General features: G+C 69.2%; 19 protein-coding genes. 12 read left to right on the top strand and 7 right to left on the bottom strand.

Going from position 1 to position 18,166, the window contains the following annotated elements; all coding sequences use genetic code 11:
- The first annotated feature begins 300 nt into the window (after positions 1-300).
- Both CFB41_RS15470 and rfaE2 read left to right on the top strand, forming a co-directional pair.
- Positions 301-1,179 carry a diiron oxygenase gene (locus CFB41_RS15470; RefSeq protein WP_089441121.1) on the top strand — a complete coding sequence of 293 codons (879 nt, stop codon included), beginning with the start codon at positions 301-303 and terminating at the stop codon, positions 1,177-1,179.
- Positions 1,180-1,329: 150 nt separating this feature from the next.
- Positions 1,330-1,815, top strand: coding sequence for a D-glycero-beta-D-manno-heptose 1-phosphate adenylyltransferase (gene rfaE2 / locus CFB41_RS15465; protein ID WP_089426432.1), 486 nt, complete (start codon positions 1,330-1,332; stop codon positions 1,813-1,815).
- 16 nt (positions 1,816-1,831) lie between these two features.
- Here rfaE2 and CFB41_RS15460 read toward each other — a convergent pair whose 3' ends face one another.
- From CFB41_RS15460 to CFB41_RS15435, 6 genes are all read right to left on the bottom strand, one after another.
- Positions 1,832-2,074, bottom strand: a complete 243-nt coding sequence (locus CFB41_RS15460; RefSeq protein WP_089426666.1) for a hypothetical protein — start codon at positions 2,072-2,074, stop codon at positions 1,832-1,834.
- 203 nt (positions 2,075-2,277) lie between these two features.
- Positions 2,278-3,078: a type III pantothenate kinase gene (locus CFB41_RS15455; RefSeq protein ID WP_089457009.1), complete on the bottom strand. Its 801-nt coding sequence runs from the start codon at positions 3,076-3,078 to the stop codon at positions 2,278-2,280.
- Positions 3,075-3,995, bottom strand: coding sequence for a biotin--[acetyl-CoA-carboxylase] ligase (locus CFB41_RS15450; protein ID WP_089457008.1), 921 nt, complete (start codon positions 3,993-3,995; stop codon positions 3,075-3,077). The genes CFB41_RS15455 and CFB41_RS15450 overlap by 4 nt, the downstream gene beginning before the upstream one ends.
- A gap of 110 nt (positions 3,996-4,105) precedes the next feature.
- Positions 4,106-4,651 carry a hypothetical protein gene (locus tag CFB41_RS15445; RefSeq protein ID WP_089457007.1) on the bottom strand — a complete coding sequence of 182 codons (546 nt, stop codon included), beginning with the start codon at positions 4,649-4,651 and terminating at the stop codon, positions 4,106-4,108.
- A 213-nt stretch (positions 4,652-4,864) separates the two neighbouring features.
- Positions 4,865-5,710 carry a tetratricopeptide repeat protein gene (locus tag CFB41_RS15440; protein ID WP_089457006.1) on the bottom strand — a complete coding sequence of 282 codons (846 nt, stop codon included), beginning with the start codon at positions 5,708-5,710 and terminating at the stop codon, positions 4,865-4,867.
- Positions 5,711-5,718: 8 nt separating this feature from the next.
- Complete coding sequence (locus CFB41_RS15435; protein WP_089457005.1) at positions 5,719-7,788, bottom strand: bifunctional 2',3'-cyclic-nucleotide 2'-phosphodiesterase/3'-nucleotidase; 2,070 nt, start codon at positions 7,786-7,788, stop codon at positions 5,719-5,721.
- Positions 7,789-8,100: 312 nt separating this feature from the next.
- Here CFB41_RS15435 and CFB41_RS15430 point away from each other — a divergent pair, with 312 nt between their 5' ends.
- The 10 genes from CFB41_RS15430 to CFB41_RS15385 all read left to right on the top strand — a co-directional run bounded on the left by CFB41_RS15430 (position 8,101) and on the right by CFB41_RS15385 (position 17,120).
- Complete coding sequence (locus CFB41_RS15430) at positions 8,101-9,225, top strand: ABC transporter permease (RefSeq protein ID WP_089441112.1); 1,125 nt, start codon at positions 8,101-8,103, stop codon at positions 9,223-9,225.
- Positions 9,222-10,136 (top strand): ABC transporter ATP-binding protein, encoded by a 915-nt coding sequence (locus tag CFB41_RS15425; RefSeq protein ID WP_089457004.1) that lies wholly within the window; start codon positions 9,222-9,224, stop codon positions 10,134-10,136. The genes CFB41_RS15430 and CFB41_RS15425 overlap by 4 nt, the downstream gene beginning before the upstream one ends.
- 18 nt (positions 10,137-10,154) lie before the next feature.
- Complete coding sequence (locus CFB41_RS15420) at positions 10,155-11,084, top strand: MlaD family protein (RefSeq protein ID WP_089457003.1); 930 nt, start codon at positions 10,155-10,157, stop codon at positions 11,082-11,084.
- Positions 11,085-11,122: 38 nt separating this feature from the next.
- Complete coding sequence (locus CFB41_RS15415) at positions 11,123-11,746, top strand: ABC-type transport auxiliary lipoprotein family protein (protein ID WP_089457213.1); 624 nt, start codon at positions 11,123-11,125, stop codon at positions 11,744-11,746.
- Between the two features lie 19 nt (positions 11,747-11,765).
- Positions 11,766-12,917, top strand: a complete 1,152-nt coding sequence (locus CFB41_RS15410) for a VanZ family protein (protein WP_089457002.1) — start codon at positions 11,766-11,768, stop codon at positions 12,915-12,917.
- Between the two features lie 144 nt (positions 12,918-13,061).
- The gene (locus tag CFB41_RS15405; protein WP_011694422.1) at positions 13,062-13,379 is read left to right on the top strand and encodes a ferredoxin; all 318 of its coding nucleotides are present in this window, start codon (positions 13,062-13,064) and stop codon (positions 13,377-13,379) included.
- A 13-nt stretch (positions 13,380-13,392) separates the two neighbouring features.
- Positions 13,393-14,037 carry an alpha/beta hydrolase gene (locus CFB41_RS15400; RefSeq protein ID WP_089457001.1) on the top strand — a complete coding sequence of 215 codons (645 nt, stop codon included), beginning with the start codon at positions 13,393-13,395 and terminating at the stop codon, positions 14,035-14,037.
- A 486-nt stretch (positions 14,038-14,523) separates the two neighbouring features.
- The gene (locus tag CFB41_RS15395) at positions 14,524-15,837 is read left to right on the top strand and encodes a D-alanyl-D-alanine carboxypeptidase family protein (protein ID WP_089441107.1); all 1,314 of its coding nucleotides are present in this window, start codon (positions 14,524-14,526) and stop codon (positions 15,835-15,837) included.
- A gap of 48 nt (positions 15,838-15,885) precedes the next feature.
- A complete protein-coding gene (locus tag CFB41_RS15390; RefSeq protein WP_089457000.1) occupies positions 15,886-16,812 on the top strand; it encodes a D-amino acid aminotransferase in 927 nt (308 codons plus the stop codon).
- Positions 16,812-17,120, top strand: coding sequence for a YbeD family protein (locus tag CFB41_RS15385; RefSeq protein WP_011353335.1), 309 nt, complete (start codon positions 16,812-16,814; stop codon positions 17,118-17,120). Before CFB41_RS15390 ends, CFB41_RS15385 begins: the two co-directional genes overlap by 1 nt.
- Here CFB41_RS15385 and CFB41_RS15380 read toward each other — a convergent pair.
- Positions 17,104-18,090 carry a transcriptional regulator GcvA gene (locus tag CFB41_RS15380; protein WP_089456999.1) on the bottom strand — a complete coding sequence of 329 codons (987 nt, stop codon included), beginning with the start codon at positions 18,088-18,090 and terminating at the stop codon, positions 17,104-17,106. The two genes, CFB41_RS15385 and CFB41_RS15380, sit on opposite strands and share 17 nt — an antisense overlap.
- Positions 18,091-18,166 lie beyond the last annotated feature (76 nt).

The following is an 18,166-nucleotide window of genomic DNA, read 5'->3' as shown; positions in this document are numbered from 1 at the left end:
TCCGCACGGGACCTTTCGGGGAACCCGCCTGGGGCAGGGGACGGGCGCGCCAACGAGCCGGCCAGCGCCGGCCCCCACTCAGGCAAGCGTGCAGCCGGTTCCGTTCGCGGAGCGTGGCTGCGGCATGCCGCAACGGCGGCGGCGCGGCCGCCCGGCTGCCGGACGAGGAATCACCGTCCGGCTGGCCGGTTTCCCGCGTAAAATTAGAGTCTTGGCTGCAAAAGGCGCGCTCGGGCGCGCTTGCGCGGCAACAGTCACGTTTAGAGAAGTCGCATTGCGCAGAACAGGGGTGGGACCATCATGAACACGATGCTTTATCCGGAACTTTACCGATCGCTCGAAGCCGTCCGCTGGGACATGGAGAAGGACATTCCGTGGGACAAGTTCGACGCTTCGCTGCTCACCGACGAGCAGGCGAAGACGATCAAGATGAACGCGATCACCGAATGGTCGGCGCTGCCCGCGACGGAAATGTTCCTGCGCGACAACCAGCACGACAGCGACTTTTCCGCGTTCATGAGCGTGTGGTTCTTCGAAGAGCAGAAGCATTCGCTCGTGCTGATGGAATACCTGCGCCGCTTCAAGCCGGAAATGGTGCCGACCGAAGAGGAACTGCACGCGGTGCGCTTCCAGTTCGACCCGGCGCCGCCGCTCGAGACGCTGATGCTGCACTTCTGCGGCGAGATCCGCCTGAATCACTGGTACCGTTGCGCGGCCGACTGGCACACCGAGCCGGTCATCAAGCAGATCTACGAAACGATCTCGCGCGATGAAGCACGCCACGGTGGCGCGTACCTGCGCTACATGAAGAAGGCGCTGAACAACTGCGGCGACGTCGCGCGTGCGGCATTCGCGAAGATCGGCGTGCTGATGGCGTCGGCGCGACGCACCGAGAAGCCGCTGCACCCGACCAACCTGCACGTGAACCAGGCGCTGTTCCCGCGCGACACCGTGCAGTCGCGCCTGCCGGATCCGGAATGGCTCGAGCGCTGGCTCGACGAGCAGATCCGCTTCGACGGCGAATGGGAAAAGAAGGTCGTCGAACGGATCCTGCACAACCTGTCGATCCTGTTCGAGCGCACGTTCGCGACCGCGCAGGAGCTGAACCGCTACCGCAAGGAAGTCACCGGCCGCCTGCAGGCCGAAAGCGGCTCGTCGTCGGCCGCGCAGCCGGCCTGAGGCCGGTTGGCGCCGCAGCCGGCGTGAATCGCGCCGGCCGCGTTGCGCGATGTCGTACCCGTTGCATGAAGCCCGCCCGGTCAGTCCGGCGGGCTTTTTATCTGGCGCCGCCGCCGCGCGCGCCGTTGCCCACTTCGTCCGACCTCCATCATGTCCGCCACCTTCGAACGCAAGCTGATCACCCGTGATGCCCTCGTCGCCCTGCGCGCGTCGCTGCCGTCGCCCGTCGTGTTCACCAACGGCGTGTTCGACATCCTGCATCGCGGCCACGTCACCTATCTCGCCGACGCGAAGGCGCTCGGCGCATGCCTGATCGTCGGCGTGAACAGCGACGCATCGGTACGCATGCTCGGCAAGGGCGACGACCGGCCGATCAATCGCCAGGAAGACCGCGCGGCGCTGCTCGCGGCGCTGGAAAGCGTCGACTGGGTCGTGACGTTCGAGGAAAAGACGCCGGTGTCGCTGATCGAGGCGGTCCGGCCGGACATCCTCGTGAAGGGCGGCGACTACGACATGGATGCGTTGCCGGAATCGGCGCTGGTGCGTGGCTGGGGTGGCCGGGCACTGGCGATTCCGTTCGAGCACGATCGCTCGACCACCGCATTGCTGAAGAAGGTGCGCGCGCAGCAGTCCTGAGCGCAGCCGGGCGCCGTCAGGGCGCGGACGCGGCGAGCGGCTCGGCCGTGACGGACGGCGGCGCGATCGGGCCGCCGATGACGGGCTGGTCGGTGGCCCGTGCGAGCGGCGTCACGCGCAGCGCATCGGGCCGCACCTGTCGCGCCAGCACGCCGGGTTCGCGCGGGCCGGCCGCCGGCAGCGGCCCGAACACGCCGCGCGCCACCACGAACGCGAGCATGTTGGCGAGAAAGAGAACAGCGATCAGCCAGCGCAGCATCGTCGACACTCCTCGTCGTCATTGACGTGGTTCACGTCATTCAATCGGGCCGGCTGCATCGCCGGCGATTTCATTCCTTCTCGTTCCTGCCGTTGACCGTGCGCGCGGGGCCGGCATGGCGCCCCCGTTCTTCACCGTCATCGTGACGCAGGCCCGCACGGGCTCGCGTTGCCGTGCGCCGGCGCGCTGCCGGCGTTTTTCCGTCACGCCTGGGGCGGCGTGGCGGTTGCCGCTTCTGCGGCGATCAGCGCCAGCCCGGACAGGATCAGGGCATCGTGCCGCGTATGCGGGAGCGTCAGCGCACGTGCGACGTCGTCCGCCGCGCCGCCGGCCAGCACCAGCCGCACGGGCGCCTGCCACGCATCCGCGAGATCGCGCCACGCGCGTTCGATCAGCCCGGCCTGCGCATACAGGCAGCCGGCCGACAGCGAGCGCGGCGTATCGACCTGGAACGGTTCGGCCTGGGCACCCGCGAGCAGGCCGCTCGCGATATCGGTGGTCAGCGTCGGCAACTGCGCGGTGTGCGTGCCGAGCGCGCGCATCATCAGCGCCCAGCCCGGTGCGATCAGCCCGCCCGTGAAGCGGCCGTCCGCGCGCAGCGCCTCGAGCGTCGTCGCGGTGCCGAACGTCGCGATCAGCAGGTGCTCGCCCGGAAACGCCGCGTGCGCGCCGATCAGGCCGGCCCAGCGGTCGCTGCCGAGCTGGTCGGGCGTCGTATAGCCGTTCGTCACGCCGCATTGCGTCTGACGCGCGCGTATCGTCGTGCGCGGCAGGCCCGGCCAGCGTGCGTCGAGCAGCGCGTCGAGCCGGGCGGCCACGTCGGCGCCCGCGACGTTCGAGATCCACGCGCCGCGCGGACGCGGCAGGGCCGACCAGTCGGGATCGGCGCCGCCGTCGCGGGTGTGGCCGAACGCGCCCGTCTCGACGAGCGTGCGCTGCGCATCGGCGAGCGCCCACTTGATCCGGCTGTTGCCGGCGTCGATCAGCAGGTGCGGCTCGTTCATTGCGCTTCGCGCAGCGACACGTCGCCGGCGGCGATCGCCTGCATGCCGTCCGGCGTGTCGAGCAGCAACTGGCCGGTCGCGTCGATGCCGGTCGCGATGCCGCGCACGCGTTCGACGCCCTGTTCGAGCAGCACGACTTCGCGCCCCGCGTACGCGTGCAGCGCGTGCCAGCGCGGCAGGAACGGCGCGAGCCCTTCGGCGCCGAACTGCGCGAGCGCGGGCGTGAGTGCGTTCAGCGACGCGGCGAGCGTATCGGTGAGGTTGGCCGACGCGCACGCGATCGACAGCGCGGCGGGCGGCAGCCCGCTCGCGAGCGTCGCTTCGCGCGCGCGCAGCGCGTCGACCTGCGCGGCGACGGCTTCCGCGCCGCGCACGTTGATGCCGAAGCCGATCACGACGGCGGTGGCGTCGGCGCTGGTCCACGCGGTTTCGATCAGGATCCCGGCGAGCTTGCCGACGATGCGCGGCGTGCCGTCGTCGGTGGCGGTCAGCAGCAGGTCGTTCGGCCATTTGAGCGCGACGCGCGTACGGGCGTCGAGCGGCAGCGCGGCCAGCCCTTCGGCGAGCGCAACGCCGATCGCGATGCTGAGGCCGCCGAGTGCTTCGACGGGGCGCGGCACGATGCAGCCGACCGAGCACAGCAGCGCATTGCCGGGCTGCGCGAACCACGGTCGGCCCTGCCGGCCGCGGCCGGCCGTCTGCTCGAACGCGACGCGCACGAGCGGCGCGGGTAATGCGTTCGCGGTGCGCGGCAGCGCCTTGAGCCGGGCGGCGACGTCGGCGTTGGTCGAGCCGGTGGCGGCGACGATGTCGAGCGGCCACGCACGCGGCGCGGCGTCCAGGTGCGCCTCGAGCCGGTTGCGCGCGATGTGCGCGTCGCCGGAATCGGGCGTGTCGGAGGAGGTGGGGGCGTTCATGGCGCCTATTGTAGCGACAGGGGGCGGTGGCGCGCGTCGGGCGACGCACGCGGCCGGGCAGGGCGGTGCGCGGCCGCCCGCATGCGAACGGCGCCGCAGCGCCGCCTGGCTCAATGCCTTTCCATCCGCTCCAGCGCCTTGATGTCCTCTTCGGACGTCATTTCGCAGGCCAGCAGCGTCTTGCCCTTCAGCGCTGGGCCCTGGCGGGCCGACACGAGGATCAGCGCGCCGCCCGGGCCGCGGACCGTCAGCCGGCGCGAATAGCCGACGGACGACGCGCCCAGCAGGTGGCCCTTCTCGAGGGTGAGCTGGTAGCGTTTCGCGAGCTGGTCGGCGACTTCGCCGTCCACGAGCACGCCGATCCCGGTACTGACGAACACGACCTGCTGCGTCGTGAAGCCGTCGCGGTGGATCGGCTCCGGCAGGCGATAGACCGCGGCGCCCAGCATCGATTCGTCCGGCTTCGGATCGGCCGCCTTGGCGATGTTGTAGATCGAGTCCATCAGGTCCGACGTGAACGGCGGCTTGCAAAGCGCGGCGTTGAAGATGTCGGGCTGGGCGGGCGGCGCGGCGAGGGTGGTGAGCGGTGCGCCGGCAATGACGAGGGCGACGGCGCCGACGGCAGCGGCACCACGCCTGAAAAGGCGATGGGACATGGATGCAGTTCTCTCAGGTTTTATTGTGAGGCTGCATGTTAATGCATTGCCGCGTGTCGAACGGTCGACGTAGCGCAGCCGGATGGCGGCAATGCAACCGGCGCGCGAGCCCGACGCGCCGCGATCGATTCCGTTGCCGGGTGATCGATGCGCGGGGCGTCGGGGCATGCGCGTCATGCAGCCGGTGAGATGCCGGTGCGTGCGGACGAACCGTTACGGCGCGACGACCGGGTGCTTCAGCGCGTGCGCGGTCTCGATCCACTGCGCGTGGAATTCGTCCGCGTCGGGCTTGAGCCCGAGCTCGCCGTTGCGATAGGCCATCGCGAGCGTCTGCACGGCTTCCGGCAGCTCGTGCTCGGCGGCGCGGCGATACAGCGCCAGCGCGCGCGCCTCGTCGCGCGGCACGCCGGTGCCTTCACGGTACGCGTTCGCGAGCATGAAGTCCGCGGCCGGGATGTCCGCGCGCGACGCGACGTCGAACCAGTGCGCGGCCTGCACGGGATCGGCGGCGACGCCGTAGCCGCTGCGATAGATCAGCCCGAGGTAATACGCGGCGGCCGGATCGCCCTGCGCGGCCGCTTCACCGAGCAGCGTGCGGGCGCGTGCGTAGTCCTTCGGCATGTCGCTGCTGCCGAGCAGCAACGCCTTGCCGAGCGCGAGCTGCGCACGCCGGGCGGCCGGCGCGTCGGCCTTGCTGTCTGCCGCCGCGGCCGTTTCCAGCCAGCCGCGCCCCTCGTTGCGCAAGCCCGGTTCGCGCGCGTCGACGAGCGCGATGCCGAGCGCCGCCTGCGCGTCGCCCGAGCCGCGGCGCGCCAGCGTGCGCAACTGCGCGAGCGCATGCGGCTCGGTGGCCTGGGTGACCATCGCCTGCCACTCGTCGAGCTGCGCGGCGCTCGGCGCGGGGCCGGCGCCGCGTAGGCCGGCTGCCGCGACGACGGCCGCGACGGTCACGGCCGCCGCCGCGAGCAGCGCGGCCGGCGGGAGTTTCGCGCGCAGCAGGCGCCGCGCGGCGGCGGCGAGGCCGGTTTCGGCCGGCCGCATCGTCCGGATCGGTTGCATCGCGGGTCTCATTGCGTGAGGTCGATTTCGTAGGTGGCGAGGTTCTTGCCCGAGCCGTCGTCGGCCGCGACCTGCGTGATGCCGGTCAGGCCGGCCGCCGCCGCGTCGCCGAGGCGGTTCGGCGCGGACGCGAACTGCACGTGCGCGACCGAGCTCGCGAGCTTCGTGAAGCGCCAGCTGCGCTGTGCACCGTCGGCCGCGCGTGTGATCGCGCCGCGCTTCTTGACGAACGCGATCAGCACGTCGCGGTTCGCGTCGGGCGACGCGAAGATCGTCTTGCTGCCGTCCAGGCCCGGGAAATTGCCGCCGCCGCTCGCGCGGTAGTTATTGGTCGCGACGATGAACTGCGCGTTCGGGTCGATCGCCGCACCCTTGTACGTCAGGTTCTTGATCCGGCTGCCGACCGGCTGCGTGACGTCGATTTCATACGCGAGATCGGCCGACGTGAACATGTCGAAGTTGTAGCCGGGGAACGTGCTGACGAGCGGTTGCACGGTCGCCTTGGTCGGGTCGATCCGGTTGAAGCGCTTCGCGGCCGTTTCGAGCCAGTTCTTCACGTCGGCGCCGCTCACCTTCACCGCGTAGACGGTGTTCGGGTACAGGTACAGGTCGGCCGCGTTGTTGATCGCGAGCGCGCCCGGCGCGACATCCGTGTAGTCGGTGCCGCCGCCGAAGCCGCTCTTGAACGGCGCGCTGACCGACAGCACCGGCAGCGACGCGTATTGCGGCAGGTTCGCCTGCACGTAGGTCTTCACGTAGTCGGCCTGCGCCTCGTTGACGATCTGGATCGCGCCCGGATCGCCGACATCGGCGAAGTACGAGTTCATCCGGTAGTCGGTCGAGCCGATCGGCGTCTTCACGTAGTCGATCGTCGCCTGGTGCTCGGCGGCGATCGCGGCGGACACGGACGGATCGGCCGCGACGTAGCTCTTGTCGGCGTTCTGGATCGGCCGCGCTTCGACGGTGGTCTGCGACTTGTCGACACTCCACGTCTTGCCGTCGAACTTCAGGCCGAGCTTGATCACGCCGAGGTGTTTGCCCCAGTAGTTGGCCATCACGGTCGGCACGCCGTTGACGGTGCCCTTGACCTTGTCGACGCCCGGCAGGTTGAACTGCGACACGGTGCTGTTCGCGTCCGGGAACACCTGGTGCGAGTGGCCGATCAGCATCGCGTCGATGCCGGTCACCTTCGACAGCCACCAGCTGCCGTTCTCCATCGTCGGCGAATACGCGGAGTTGTCGAGGCCGCCGTGCGAGATCGCGACGACGAGATCGGCGCCCTTCGCGCGCATCTCCGGAATGTACTTCTCGGCGGTTTCCTTCAGGCCGGTCGTGTAGACCTTGCCGTCGAGCCAGCGCTTGTCCCAGTTCATGATCGCGGGCGGCGTGAAGCCGATGATGCCGATCTTCACGGGCGCGCTGACCGTCTTGCCGTCCGGCGTCGTCGCGGTCACGGTGCGGGTCAGGATCGTGTACGGCGTGAACAGCGGCGCGTTGGTCTTCGCGCTGATCACGTTCGCGAGCACCTGCGGGAAGTTCGGGCCCGCGCACTTCTTCTGCTGGGCCGGCGCCGGCAGGCCGTCGACCTCGAACGTGTTGCCGGTCACCTGCGACAGGTACGGCAGCCCGTAGTTGAATTCGTGGTTGCCGATCCCGCCGCCGTCGAATTTCGCCGCGTTCATCACCTTGTAGATCGCGAGCGTCTGGTCGCAGCCGACCGGCTTCACGAGCGCCTGGTAATCCGACAGCGCGGTGCCCTGGATCGTGTCGCCGTTGTCGAGCAGCAGCGTGTTCGGATACTGCGCACGCGCTTGCGCGATCAGCGTCGACACGCGCTCGAAGCCGAGCGAGTTGTCGGCGGCGAGCTTGAAATAGTCATACGACAGCACGTTGGTGTGCAGGTCGGTCGTCTCGAGCAGGGCGAGCGTGGCCGTCGTGCCGACGGGCGCCTGCGCCGCCGGCGGCGTCGCGGGCGGCGAGGTGACGTCGTCGCCGCCGCAGGCGGCGAGGATGAAGGCGAGGCTGGCGAGCGCGGCGATGGCCGGCACGCGACGGCGGGAAAGCAGGGGGAGACGCATCGGTTGTCCTGTTCGGTGTTCTGTTTTATGAAAGGCGAGAGTCGCAACGATTGGCGGCGCGGGGCGCCGACGGCCTGATGTGCGGCGCGTGAGAGTATCGAAAGGATTCGTGACGGAAGAATGAAAGGTGACGAAGCCGGCAACGGGCCCGGGGGTGGCGGCTTCCACGCGGCCCCCGGGCGGGCGTTCCCGGCCAGTCGCGCCGCCCGCCGCCCGTCGCCCGCGGCTGGGCGCCGCACGGAAATCCTCACGTCGCGTCGCCGGGCGGTTCGCTACAATGGCCGCTGTCACCTTTTTGCAAACAACCTGCCCTTGGACTTCGAGACTCCTCCCGGCCTGTCGGTCGACGCCGGCGGCCAGGGCCAGACGGTGCGCCTGACCGGCCAGTGGACCGCGCTCGCGCTTGCACGCAATCGCGGCGCGGTGGCGCGCCGTATCGCGAGCATCGCATCCGGGCGCGTGAGCGAATGGGATCTGTCCGGCATCGAGCGGCTCGACCACGTCGGCGGCCAGGCGCTGTGGCGCGTGTGGGGCCGCAAGCTGCCGGCCGGCGTCGCGCTGAGCACCACGCAGCGCACGATCTTCGAGCGCATCGAGCGGCTCGACAGCGCGCGCGAGGCGCCCGAGCGGGTGGTGCGCTTCGGCCCGATCACGCGCCTCGGCTTCATGCTGTTCGCGTTCGGCGAACACCTGAAGGGCGGTATCGCGATGTTCGGCCTCGTGATCCTCGATGCGCTGTCGGTGCTGCGCCGCCCGAAGACGATGCCGTGGAAGGAAACCTCGGCGAACATCTACAGCGCCGGCGCGCAGGCGCTGCCGATCACCGCGCTCGTCGCGTTCCTGATCGGCATCGTGCTCAGCTACCTGTCCGCGCAGCAGCTGCAGATGTTCGGCGCGAACCGCTACATCGTGAACATCCTCGGGCTGTCGGTGATCCGCGAGCTCGGCCCGGTGCTGTCGGCGATTCTCGTTGCCGGCCGCTCGGGCTCAGCGATCACCGCGCAGATCGGCGTGATGCGCGTGACCGAGGAGCTCGACGCGATGCGCGTGATGGGCATCCCGCACGGGCTGCGGCTGATCCTGCCGCGCGTGCTCGCGCTCGGTATAGCGATGCCGCTGCTCGTGATGTGGACCAACATCATCGCGCTGACGGGCGGCGCGCTTGCCGCGAAGCTCGTGCTCGGCATCGACGTCAACTATTTCGTGCGCTCGCTGCCGGGCGTCGTGCCGATCGCGAACCTGTACATCGGGGTCGGCAAGGGCGTCGTGTTCGGCATGCTGATCGCGCTGGTCGCCTGCCATTTCGGCTTCCGGATCAAGGCGAACTCGCAGAGCCTTGGCGAAGGCACGACCACGTCGGTCGTGACGTCGATCACGGTCGTGATCCTCGCCGACGCGGTGTTCGCGATCCTGTTCCAGAACGTGGGGCTCGGATGAACGCATCGAACGAAACGACCGTGCACGCCGCGGCCATCGGCGCCGGGTCGGTGGGCAACGGGCCGGCCGCGGCGACCGACGGCGGCGACCTCGTGATCGAGGTGCGCAACCTGACCAAGCGCTACGGGCGCAACATCGTTCACCAGAAGCTCGACTTCGACGTGCGGCGCGGCGAGATCGTGTCGATCGTCGGCGGCTCGGGCTCGGGCAAGACCACGCTCGTGCGGCAGATCCTCGGCCTCGAGCGGCCGACGTCGGGCACGATCAAGGTATTCGGCGAGGACACGGCGACGATCGACGACGCGAGCGCGCGGATGATGCGCACGCGCTCCGGGATGCTGTTCCAGCAGGGCGCGCTGTTCTCGTCGATGACGGTGTTCGACAACGTCGCGCAGCCGCTGCGCGAGCTCGGCCGCGTGCCGCCGGACCTGCTGCACGACATCGTGATGCTGAAGCTCGAGATGGTCGGGCTGCCGTGCAAGCACGCATCGAAGATGCCGGCCGCGCTGTCGGGCGGGATGGTCAAGCGGGTGGGCATCGCGCGCGCGATCGCGCTCGAGCCCGAGCTGCTGTTCCTGGATGAGCCGACGGCCGGCCTCGACCCGCAGGCGTCCGACGAATTCGTCGAGCTGATCGCGACGCTGCACCGCACGCTCGGACTGACCGTCGTGATGGTGACGCACGATCTCGACACGATGGTCGCGCTGTCGACGCGCGTTGCGGTGCTGGCCGATCGCAAGGTGCTGGTCGCCGCGCCGGTCGAGGAGGCCGCGAACGTCGACCATCCGTTCATCCACGAATATTTCCTGGGGCTGCGCGGGCGCCGCGCATTGCAGGCGCTGCCGCCCGAGCGGCGCGCGAAGCTGCCGAAGGCGGCCCTCGAACCGGCGCTGTCGAGCGTCGAGCTGTAGGCACGAAGGAATCCGCGAATGGAAAACAAATCACATGCGTTCTGGGCCGGCCTGTTCACGATCGCGCTGACGCTCGCGATCGCGGGCACCGTGTTCTGGTTCAACGTCGACCGCACCGTGCGCGTGCCGTACGACCTGCTCGCGCGCACCAACGTGACGGGGCTGTTCCCGGACGCGGCCGTGCGCTTTCGCGGCCTTGACGTCGGCAAGGTGCAGTCGATCGGCTTCGATCGCGCGCACCCGGGCCAGATCCGGATCCGCATCCTCGTCGACCACGACGCGCCGATCACGCAGTCGACCTACGGCAGCCTCGGCTTCCAGGGCGTGACGGGCATCGCGTTCGTGCAGCTCGAGGACACGGGTCGCGATCTGGCGCCGCTGCCGTCGTCGACGAAGGCGATCGCGCAGATCCCGATGCGGCCGAGCCTGTTCGACCAGATCCAGGAGCGCGGCGACGTGCTGCTGCGGCAGCTCGAACTGGCCGCGAAGAGCGCGAATGCGCTGATGTCGCCCGAGATGCGCGAGCAACTGCGTGCGACCGCCGAAAGCCTGCAGCGCGCGGCCGATGGCGCCGCCACGCTGACGAAGCAGCTCGGCCCGGCGGTCACCGCGCTGCCGGAAACGATGCACGAGGTGAACCGCGCGATGGCGTCGGCGAACACGCTGCTGCAGCCGAACGGGCCGCTCGTGTCGAACCTGAACAAGGCCGGCACGGCCGCCGAGCAGATCAGCGTCGCGCTGAACGGTCTCAACACGCGCGTGCAGTACGACACGCTGCCGCGTTTCAACGCGCTCGCCGGCAACGTCGGCGACGCCTCGCGGCAATTGAAGGACGTGGCCGGTGAACTTGGCCGCAATCCGCGCAGTCTGTTGTTCGGTTCGCCCGGCGCGGCGCCGGGGCCCGGCGAGCCCGGCTTCGTCTGGCCGGGTGCGACGGCCGGGCAGTAATACCCATCGAAACCGGAAACATCATGCAGGAACACGCCATGCCACGAATCCTTGACCGCGCGCTGCGTCCCGCCGCGGCCGCGCTCGCCGTGCTGACGCTGTCGCTCGCGGCCGGCTGCGCCGGCAACAACGCGGTGCTGTCGAATGTCCGCTACGACCTCGGGCCGGCCACGCCGGCCGTGACCGCAGGCCCGGGCCCCGCGCTGAAGGTGCTCGACGTCGCCGCGCCCGACGCGCTCGACTCCGACAAATTCGCGTACCGCCTCGCGTACGTGGACGCGCAGCACGTGGCCGTCTATCGCGACAGCCGCTGGACCGCGCCGCCCGCGCAACTGCTCACGCAGCGGCTGCGCGGCGCGCTGTCGTCGCGCGGCACGGTGCTCGAAGGCTCCGACGGCGTGCGCGCGCCGACGCTCAAGGTCGACCTGAACGAATTCGAACAGGTGTTCGACGGCCAGTCGCAGAGCCACGGCGCCGTCACCGCGCGCGCGACGCTGATGCTGGACGGCAAGGTGCTCGGCCAGCGCACGTTCGTGGCACGCGCACCGTCCAGCACGCCGGACGCGGCGGGCGGCGCCCGCGCGCTCGCGACGGCGAGCGACCAGCTCGTGTCGCAGATCGCCGCGTGGGTCGGCATGCAGGCGTACGCGGGCACGCCGTGACGCGTGCCGTGCAGCCGCGATGAGCGCGACCGGCACCCCTCGCGCATCGCCGCTCGCGCGGCAGGCCTTCGCCGCTTACGCGGCCCTCGTCGTCTACGCATCGCTGTATCCGTTTTCAGGCTGGATGTCGCTCGGCATCGGGCCGTTCGACTATCTGTTCGCGCCGATGCAGCGCTACGTGACCGCATTCGACGTGGTCACGAACGTGCTCGGCTACATGCCGTTCGGCGCGCTTGCCGTGCTCGCGCTGCACCCGCGCTGGCGCGGCGTGGCTGCGACGCTGATCGCGGCCGGGCTCGGCGTGCTGCTGTCGGGCACGATGGAAGCGCTGCAAACCTACCTGCCGACGCGCGTCGCGTCGAATCTCGATCTCGCGGCCAACGCGCTCGGCGCGCTGCTGGGCGCGGCGCTCGTCGCGCCGGCCACCGGTGCGCTGCTTGATCGCGGCGCGCTGCGCCGGCTGCGCTTCGCGTGGTTCGAGGACGACGGCGCGACGCCGCTGCTGCTCGCCGGGCTGTGGCCGTTCGCGATCCTGTTTCCGTCGCCGTTCCTGTTCGGCATTGGCGACTGGCCGGCCGCGCTGTGGGAGCGCGCCGACGTGTCGATGCAGGACGCGCTGCTCGCGTGGCTGCCGGCCGCGTGGCGCGTGGGCGAATGGCCGGAGCGCGTCGACGGCTGGCTGTCCGATTCCGGTTGGGAGGCCGCGCTCGGCGGGTTGATGCTGTTCGCCGCGCTGACGATCGCGTCGCTCGCGATGCGGCCGCGCGCGCCGCGCATCCGGCTCCTGATCGCGCTCGTCGTCGCGACGCTCGTACTGAAGGCGGCCGCGACCTTCATGCAGTCGGCCACCGGCCTCGTCGTCGTGTGGGCGACGCCCGGCGCGCGGCTCGGGATCGAGCTCGGGTTCGCGGCCGCGCTCGTTGCGCTGCATGTGCCGGCGACCTGGCGCGCGACGCTTGCGGTGCTCGCGCTGCTGGCCGGCGTGGCGCTCGTGAACCTGCTGCCGGTCAATCCGTTCTTCGACTTCACGCTGTCGGGCTGGCGGCAGGGCCGCTACGTGCACTTCAACAGCCTCGCGCGCTGGCTCGCATGGATCTGGCCCTACGCGGCGCTGATCTGGCTCGGCCAGCGCGTCGAGCATGCGTGGCTGCCGGCCGTGCTGCGCCGCTGACGCGGGGGCTGATGTGGCGCGGCGGCGGTATCGCAGGCAGCGGCGTGCGCCGGTCGCTATAATCGTCCGAACCCGCCGCTGCCCCGCGCGGCGGCAACCGCTCCTCTTTCCGCACGGCCTCGCGCCGCGCCGCTCGTCACCATCATGGATTCCTACTACCAGCACCACGTCTTCTTCTGCCTGAACCAGCGCGAACCGGGCGCCGAACGCCCGAGCTGCGCGCAATGCGACGCGCAGACCATGCAGGAATACGCGAAAAAGCGCGTGAAGGAACTCGGTCTCGCGGGGCCCGGCAAGGTCCGCATCAACAAGGCCGGCTGCCTCGACCGCTGCGAGGAAGGGCCTGTGATGGTCGTGTATCCGGAAGGCACGTGGTACACGTACGTCGACCAGGCCGACATCGACGAGATCGTCGAATCGCACCTGCGCGACGGCAAGGTCGTCGACCGCCTGAAGATCTGAGCGGGCCGGCGCAATGAACGTTCATACGCAGAAGTCGCTGATCGCGGGCCCGGTCGGGCAGATCGAAATCGCCGTCGACCTCCCCGACGCCGTGCGCGAAAACGGCGCCGCCCCGCGCGGCATCGCGCTCGTCGCGCATCCGCATCCGCTGTTCGGCGGCACGATGGACAACAAGGTCGCGCAAACCCTCGCGCGCACGCTCGTGCAGCTGAACTACGTCGTGTTCCGGTCGAACTTCCGCGGCGTCGGTGCGACCGAAGGCGTGCACGACAACGGCACCGGCGAAGCCGACGACCTGCTCGCGGTGCTCGCGCACATGCGCGCGCAGCCCGCGTATGCGGACCTGCCGCTCGTGCTCGCCGGCTTCTCGTTCGGCACCTTCGTGCTGTCGCACGTCGCGAAGCGGCTGCGCGACGCGGGCGAGACGATCGAGCGGATGGTGTTCGTCGGCACGGCCGCGAGCCGCTGGCAGGTGGCCGACGTGCCGGAGAACACGCTCGTGATCCACGGCGAAACCGACGACACGGTGCCGATCGCTTCCGTGTACGACTGGGCGCGGCCGCAGGAACTGCCGGTCGTCGTGATCCCCGGCGCCGAGCATTTCCTGCATCGCAAGCTGCACGTGCTGAAGCGCATCATCGTCGACGCGTGGCGCTAGCCAGTGCGCGGGTGCGGGCGTAACGCCGGCACCCGCGTCGCGTCTCACCCAGGATCTCCTGGCACGCGCCGGACGCGCGTTCCCCCACGCGACATCGCGCCGCGCCGTGCGGCGCCGCCTCACTTCCGCCTCGCCTGCGCATGCCTTTCGCACCCCTTCGTGTGCGATGACGGGCAGCTTGTCGTCACCCCGCGCCCGATGCGGATGCGCAACTGTCCGGCGCCAGGTTCGCGAAAACGCGCTGCGCGCCCACGTATAATGGCCGGATTCCGCGTCGCCCGCGGCCCGGCTGGGCGCATTGCGGCGCTCGTTTCGCCGCCTGTCCGCCCGCTCGCGACGGCCGCGAACCGAACGCGTCCGCACGAGTCCAACCGGCGCGTTTCGCGTCGCCCGACGATCTCGGGCGAGTGCCCGAAACGCCCGCCGCCTTGCCGTTCAACCCTGCGCGTTTCGCACCGCACTTTCTGCCATCAGCCTGAATCGATCATGCGTCTGTCTCCCCAAGGCCTCAAGTCTCTCGCTTCCTCCATCGCCTTCGGCACCGCCGCGCGCAACGTCGCGCTCGGCGTGATGCTGCCCGTCGCGCTCGCCTCGACGATCGTCGTCGCCGAGGCGAAGCCGGCCGCCAAGGCCAAGGCCGCGCATGCGGCGCCGGCCGCCACCGAGCAGTTCACCGGCGCGCCCGCGACCTACATGCCGGGCGCGGTGCCGCCGCCGGGCGTGAATGCGCGTTCGTGGGTGCTCGTCGATGCGACCAGCAACACGGTGCTCGCGTCGGGCAATGCCGATGAGCGCGTCGAGCCCGCGTCGCTGACGAAGCTGATGACCGCCTACCTCGTGTTCGAGGCGCTCGACAAGAAGAAGATCTCGATGGAGCAGATCATCACGCCGAGCGAAGCCGTGCGCCGCGTCGGCCGCGACGAGTCGCGCATGTTCATCGAGGCGAACAAGCCGGTGTCGGTGCATGACCTCGTGTACGGGATGATCATCCAGTCGGGCAACGACGCCGCGATCGCGCTGGCCGAACTCGTCGGCGGCAGCGAAGGGCAGTTCGTCACGCTGATGAACGACGAGGCGCAGCGCCTCGGCATGAAGGGCACGCACTTCGCCGACGTGAACGGCATGCCCGACCCGAACCACTACACCACGGCCGGCGACCTCGCGAAGCTGTCCGCCCACCTGATCCGCGATTTTCCGCAGTACTACAGCATCTTCTCGGAGAAGGAATTCAAGTACAACAACATCCGCCAGGGCAACCGCAACCGCCTGCTGTGGCTCGACCCGACGGTCGACGGCCTGAAGACGGGCCATACGCAAGCGGCCGGCTACTGCCTGATCGCGTCGGCGAAGCGCGCGATCCCGGGCGTGGACGGCCAGCGCCGCCTGGTGTCGGTGATGATGGGCGAGCAGAAGGAAAGCGAGCGCACGCAGGACAGCATGAAGATGCTGAACTACGGCTACAGCGCGTTCGATTCGGTGCGCTTGTTCAAGGGCGGCCAGGCGATGTCGACGCCGCGCATCTACAAGGGCAAGGACAACACCGTGCAGGTCGGCGTGAAGGCCGACCAGTGGGCGACCGTGCCGCGCGGCCTCGGCGACAAGATCAAGACGGAAGTCGACGTCAACGCGCCGCTGATCGCGCCGCTCGCGGAAGGCCAGCAGGTCGGCACCGTGAAGATCGTCGCCGACGGCAAGACGCTGTCGGAATTCCCGGTCGTCGCACTGCAGGCCGTGCCGGAAGCGGGTATCTTCGGGCGTATCTGGGACTCGATCCTGCTGATGTTCAGCAAGAAGAAGTAAGCACGACGGGCCTTTGTTTTCGCGACTTCATCCCCATCTGACATAGCTATGAGCCAAGCCGAATTCGAACCGATCGTCTACCTCAGCGTCTCGTCGCAGGAGGAAATGGTGCCGCTGTCGGAAGCCCGTGTACCGGTGCTCGACCGCGGGTTCATCTTCGGCGACGGCGTGTATGAAGTTGTCCCCGTTTATGCGCACGACGGCGCGCACGTGCCGTTCCGGATCGAGCAGCATCTGGCACGGCTCGAGCGCAGCCTGAAGAAGATCGGCATCACGAGCCCGCACGACGACGCGGGCTGGCGGGCGTTGATCGAGCGGGTGGTCGCGGCGAATGCCGAAGCGCTCGGCGAGGGCAACGCGCTCGTCTACCTGCAGGTGACGCGCGGTGTCGCGAAGCGCGGCCACGCGTTCCCGGCGAACGCGGTGCCGACGGTGTTCGCGATGACGAGCCCGCTGCGCCTGCCGTCGGAAGAGGAGCGCGCGAAGGGCGTGCGCTGCGTGACGGCCGAGGATCGTCGCTGGCTGCATTGCGACATCAAGTCGATCTCGCTGCTCGGCAACGTGCTGATGGCGCAGCATGCGGCCGAGCGCGATGCGTTCGAGACGCTGCAGCTGCGCGACGGCAACCTGACGGAAGGCTCGTCGTCGAACGTGTGGATCGTGAAGAACGGCGAGCTGCTCGCGCCGCCGCGCAGCAACAAGATCCTCGAGGGGATCCGCTACGCGCTGATCGAGGAACTGGCGGACGAATGCGAGATCCCGTTCGTCGCCCGCGAGATCAGCGAAGTGGAGTTGCGCGCAGCCGACGAAATCATGATCACGTCGGCCACGAAGGAAGTGCTGCCCGTCACGTCGCTCGACGATCTGCCCGTGCATGGCGGCAAGCCGGGCCCCGTATTCGCGGCGTTGTACGAGGCGTACCAGCGCGCGAAAGCGCGCGAGTTTGAACAGTTTGACCTAACCCGGAGCAAATGATGAGCGAACCGACCAAAACCATCGAGGTGACAGGCGCAATCGATACCCGGAAGGAGTCGCTGCTGGAGTTCCCGTGCGATTTCCCGATCAAGATCATGGGCAAGGCGCACCCCGAGTTCAAGGACACGATCTTCAAGGTCGTCGCCGTTCACGACAACGAGATCGACGTCGAGAAGATCGAGGAGCGCGCGTCGAGCGGCGGTAATTACACGGGCCTCACGATCACCGTGCGGGCGACGAGCCAGGAACAGCTCGACAACATCTACCGCGCACTGACCGGCCACCCGATGGTCAAGGTCGTACTCTAAGCGCCTTCCATCCTCCTTCCTGCGCGCACTCGGCGGGGGTCTTCCCCGCCGCGCGCCGCGCGTCCAGCTCGTCGCACAGCCGCTTGTATTCGGCGACCTCCTGAAGCAGCCAGTTCCTGAACGCCTGCACGCGCGGCGTGTTCACGAGCGGCGGCGGACACACGAAAAAATAGTGCCACGGGCTCGGCCCGTCGATGTCGAACAGGCGCACGATGCGCCCGTCGAGCAGGTCGTGCACCGCGAGCGAGCGGCGCACCAGCGCGATGCCCTGGCCGTCGATCGCGGCCAGCAGCAGGTTCGACGAATCCTGGTACAGAATCCCCCGTTTCGGCTCGGTCAGCGTCTTGAGCCCGGCCGCGTCGAACCACGGCCGCCACAGCTCGTCGTCCGAGCGCAGCAGGTTGTAGTGCACGAGATCCGCGGGCGTTTGCGGCAGCTTGCCGCCGTTCAGCGTCGGCGCGCACGCCGGAAAGAACACCTCGTCGAACAGCGGCTCGACGTGCAGCCCCGGATAGTTGCCTTGACCGAAGCGGATCGCGATGTCGACGTCGTCGCGCGCGAAATCGGTGAGCGAGTTGGTCGACTGCAGCTCGACGTCGATTTCCGGGTGCCGCTCGATGAACGTGCCGATGCGCGGCGTGATGAAGCGCGCGGCGAACGACGACAGCATCGACACCACGAGCCGCCGGTCGCGGTCGCTCGCGCGCACGTCGCGGGTCGCGTCGGCGATCACCATCAGTGCGGTGCGGATCTGCTGCGCGTAGCGCATGCCGGCGTCGGTCAGGCACAGCCGCTTGCCGTTGCGCGTGAACAGCTGCACGCCGAGCTCCTCCTCGAGTGCGCGTACCTGGTGGCTGACCGCGCCGTGCGTGACGAACAGCTCGTCGGCGGCGCGCGAGAAATTCTCGTGACGGGCGGCGGCTTCGAACGCGCGAATCGCGTTCAGCGCAGGTAGCTGGCGGAGGTCCATTTGCTAATTTTCCTCACATCGACGTGAAAATTGGTCGTTTTGTCCGACGACTTGAAGTGACTACGATTGTAGCCAT

Origin of the sequence: Burkholderia sp. AU33803 (assembly GCF_002223095.1) — a bacterium.
Lineage (GTDB): Bacteria > Pseudomonadota > Gammaproteobacteria > Burkholderiales > Burkholderiaceae > Burkholderia.
The sequence above is the reverse complement of the archived record's forward strand: the minus strand, read 5'-3'. Positions and strand labels throughout refer to the sequence as shown.

Bases quoted from the DNA above. Each gene is read 5' to 3' on its own strand.
- CFB41_RS15415 (WP_089457213.1), top strand. From the start codon at position 11,123: ATGCCACGAATCCTTGACCGCGCGCTGCGTCCCGCCGCGGCCGCGCTC.
- CFB41_RS15460 (WP_089426666.1), bottom strand. From the start codon at position 2,074: ATGCTGCGCTGGCTGATCGCTGTTCTCTTTCTCGCCAACATGCTCGCG.
- CFB41_RS15410 (WP_089457002.1), top strand. From the start codon at position 11,766: ATGAGCGCGACCGGCACCCCTCGCGCATCGCCGCTCGCGCGGCAGGCC.
- CFB41_RS15425 (WP_089457004.1), top strand. From the start codon at position 9,222: ATGAACGCATCGAACGAAACGACCGTGCACGCCGCGGCCATCGGCGCC.
- CFB41_RS15440 (WP_089457006.1), bottom strand. From the start codon at position 5,710: ATGCAACCGATCCGGACGATGCGGCCGGCCGAAACCGGCCTCGCCGCC.
- CFB41_RS15435 (WP_089457005.1), bottom strand. From the start codon at position 7,788: ATGCGTCTCCCCCTGCTTTCCCGCCGTCGCGTGCCGGCCATCGCCGCG.
- CFB41_RS15385 (WP_011353335.1), top strand. From the start codon at position 16,812: ATGAGCGAACCGACCAAAACCATCGAGGTGACAGGCGCAATCGATACC.
- rfaE2 (WP_089426432.1), top strand. From the start codon at position 1,330: ATGTCCGCCACCTTCGAACGCAAGCTGATCACCCGTGATGCCCTCGTC.
- CFB41_RS15470 (WP_089441121.1), top strand. From the start codon at position 301: ATGAACACGATGCTTTATCCGGAACTTTACCGATCGCTCGAAGCCGTC.
- CFB41_RS15400 (WP_089457001.1), top strand. From the start codon at position 13,393: ATGAACGTTCATACGCAGAAGTCGCTGATCGCGGGCCCGGTCGGGCAG.
- CFB41_RS15450 (WP_089457008.1), bottom strand. From the start codon at position 3,995: ATGAACGCCCCCACCTCCTCCGACACGCCCGATTCCGGCGACGCGCAC.
- CFB41_RS15395 (WP_089441107.1), top strand. From the start codon at position 14,524: ATGCGTCTGTCTCCCCAAGGCCTCAAGTCTCTCGCTTCCTCCATCGCC.
- CFB41_RS15445 (WP_089457007.1), bottom strand. From the start codon at position 4,651: ATGTCCCATCGCCTTTTCAGGCGTGGTGCCGCTGCCGTCGGCGCCGTC.
- CFB41_RS15390 (WP_089457000.1), top strand. From the start codon at position 15,886: ATGAGCCAAGCCGAATTCGAACCGATCGTCTACCTCAGCGTCTCGTCG.
- CFB41_RS15420 (WP_089457003.1), top strand. From the start codon at position 10,155: ATGGAAAACAAATCACATGCGTTCTGGGCCGGCCTGTTCACGATCGCG.
- CFB41_RS15380 (WP_089456999.1), bottom strand. From the start codon at position 18,090: ATGGACCTCCGCCAGCTACCTGCGCTGAACGCGATTCGCGCGTTCGAA.
- CFB41_RS15455 (WP_089457009.1), bottom strand. From the start codon at position 3,078: ATGAACGAGCCGCACCTGCTGATCGACGCCGGCAACAGCCGGATCAAG.
- CFB41_RS15405 (WP_011694422.1), top strand. From the start codon at position 13,062: ATGGATTCCTACTACCAGCACCACGTCTTCTTCTGCCTGAACCAGCGC.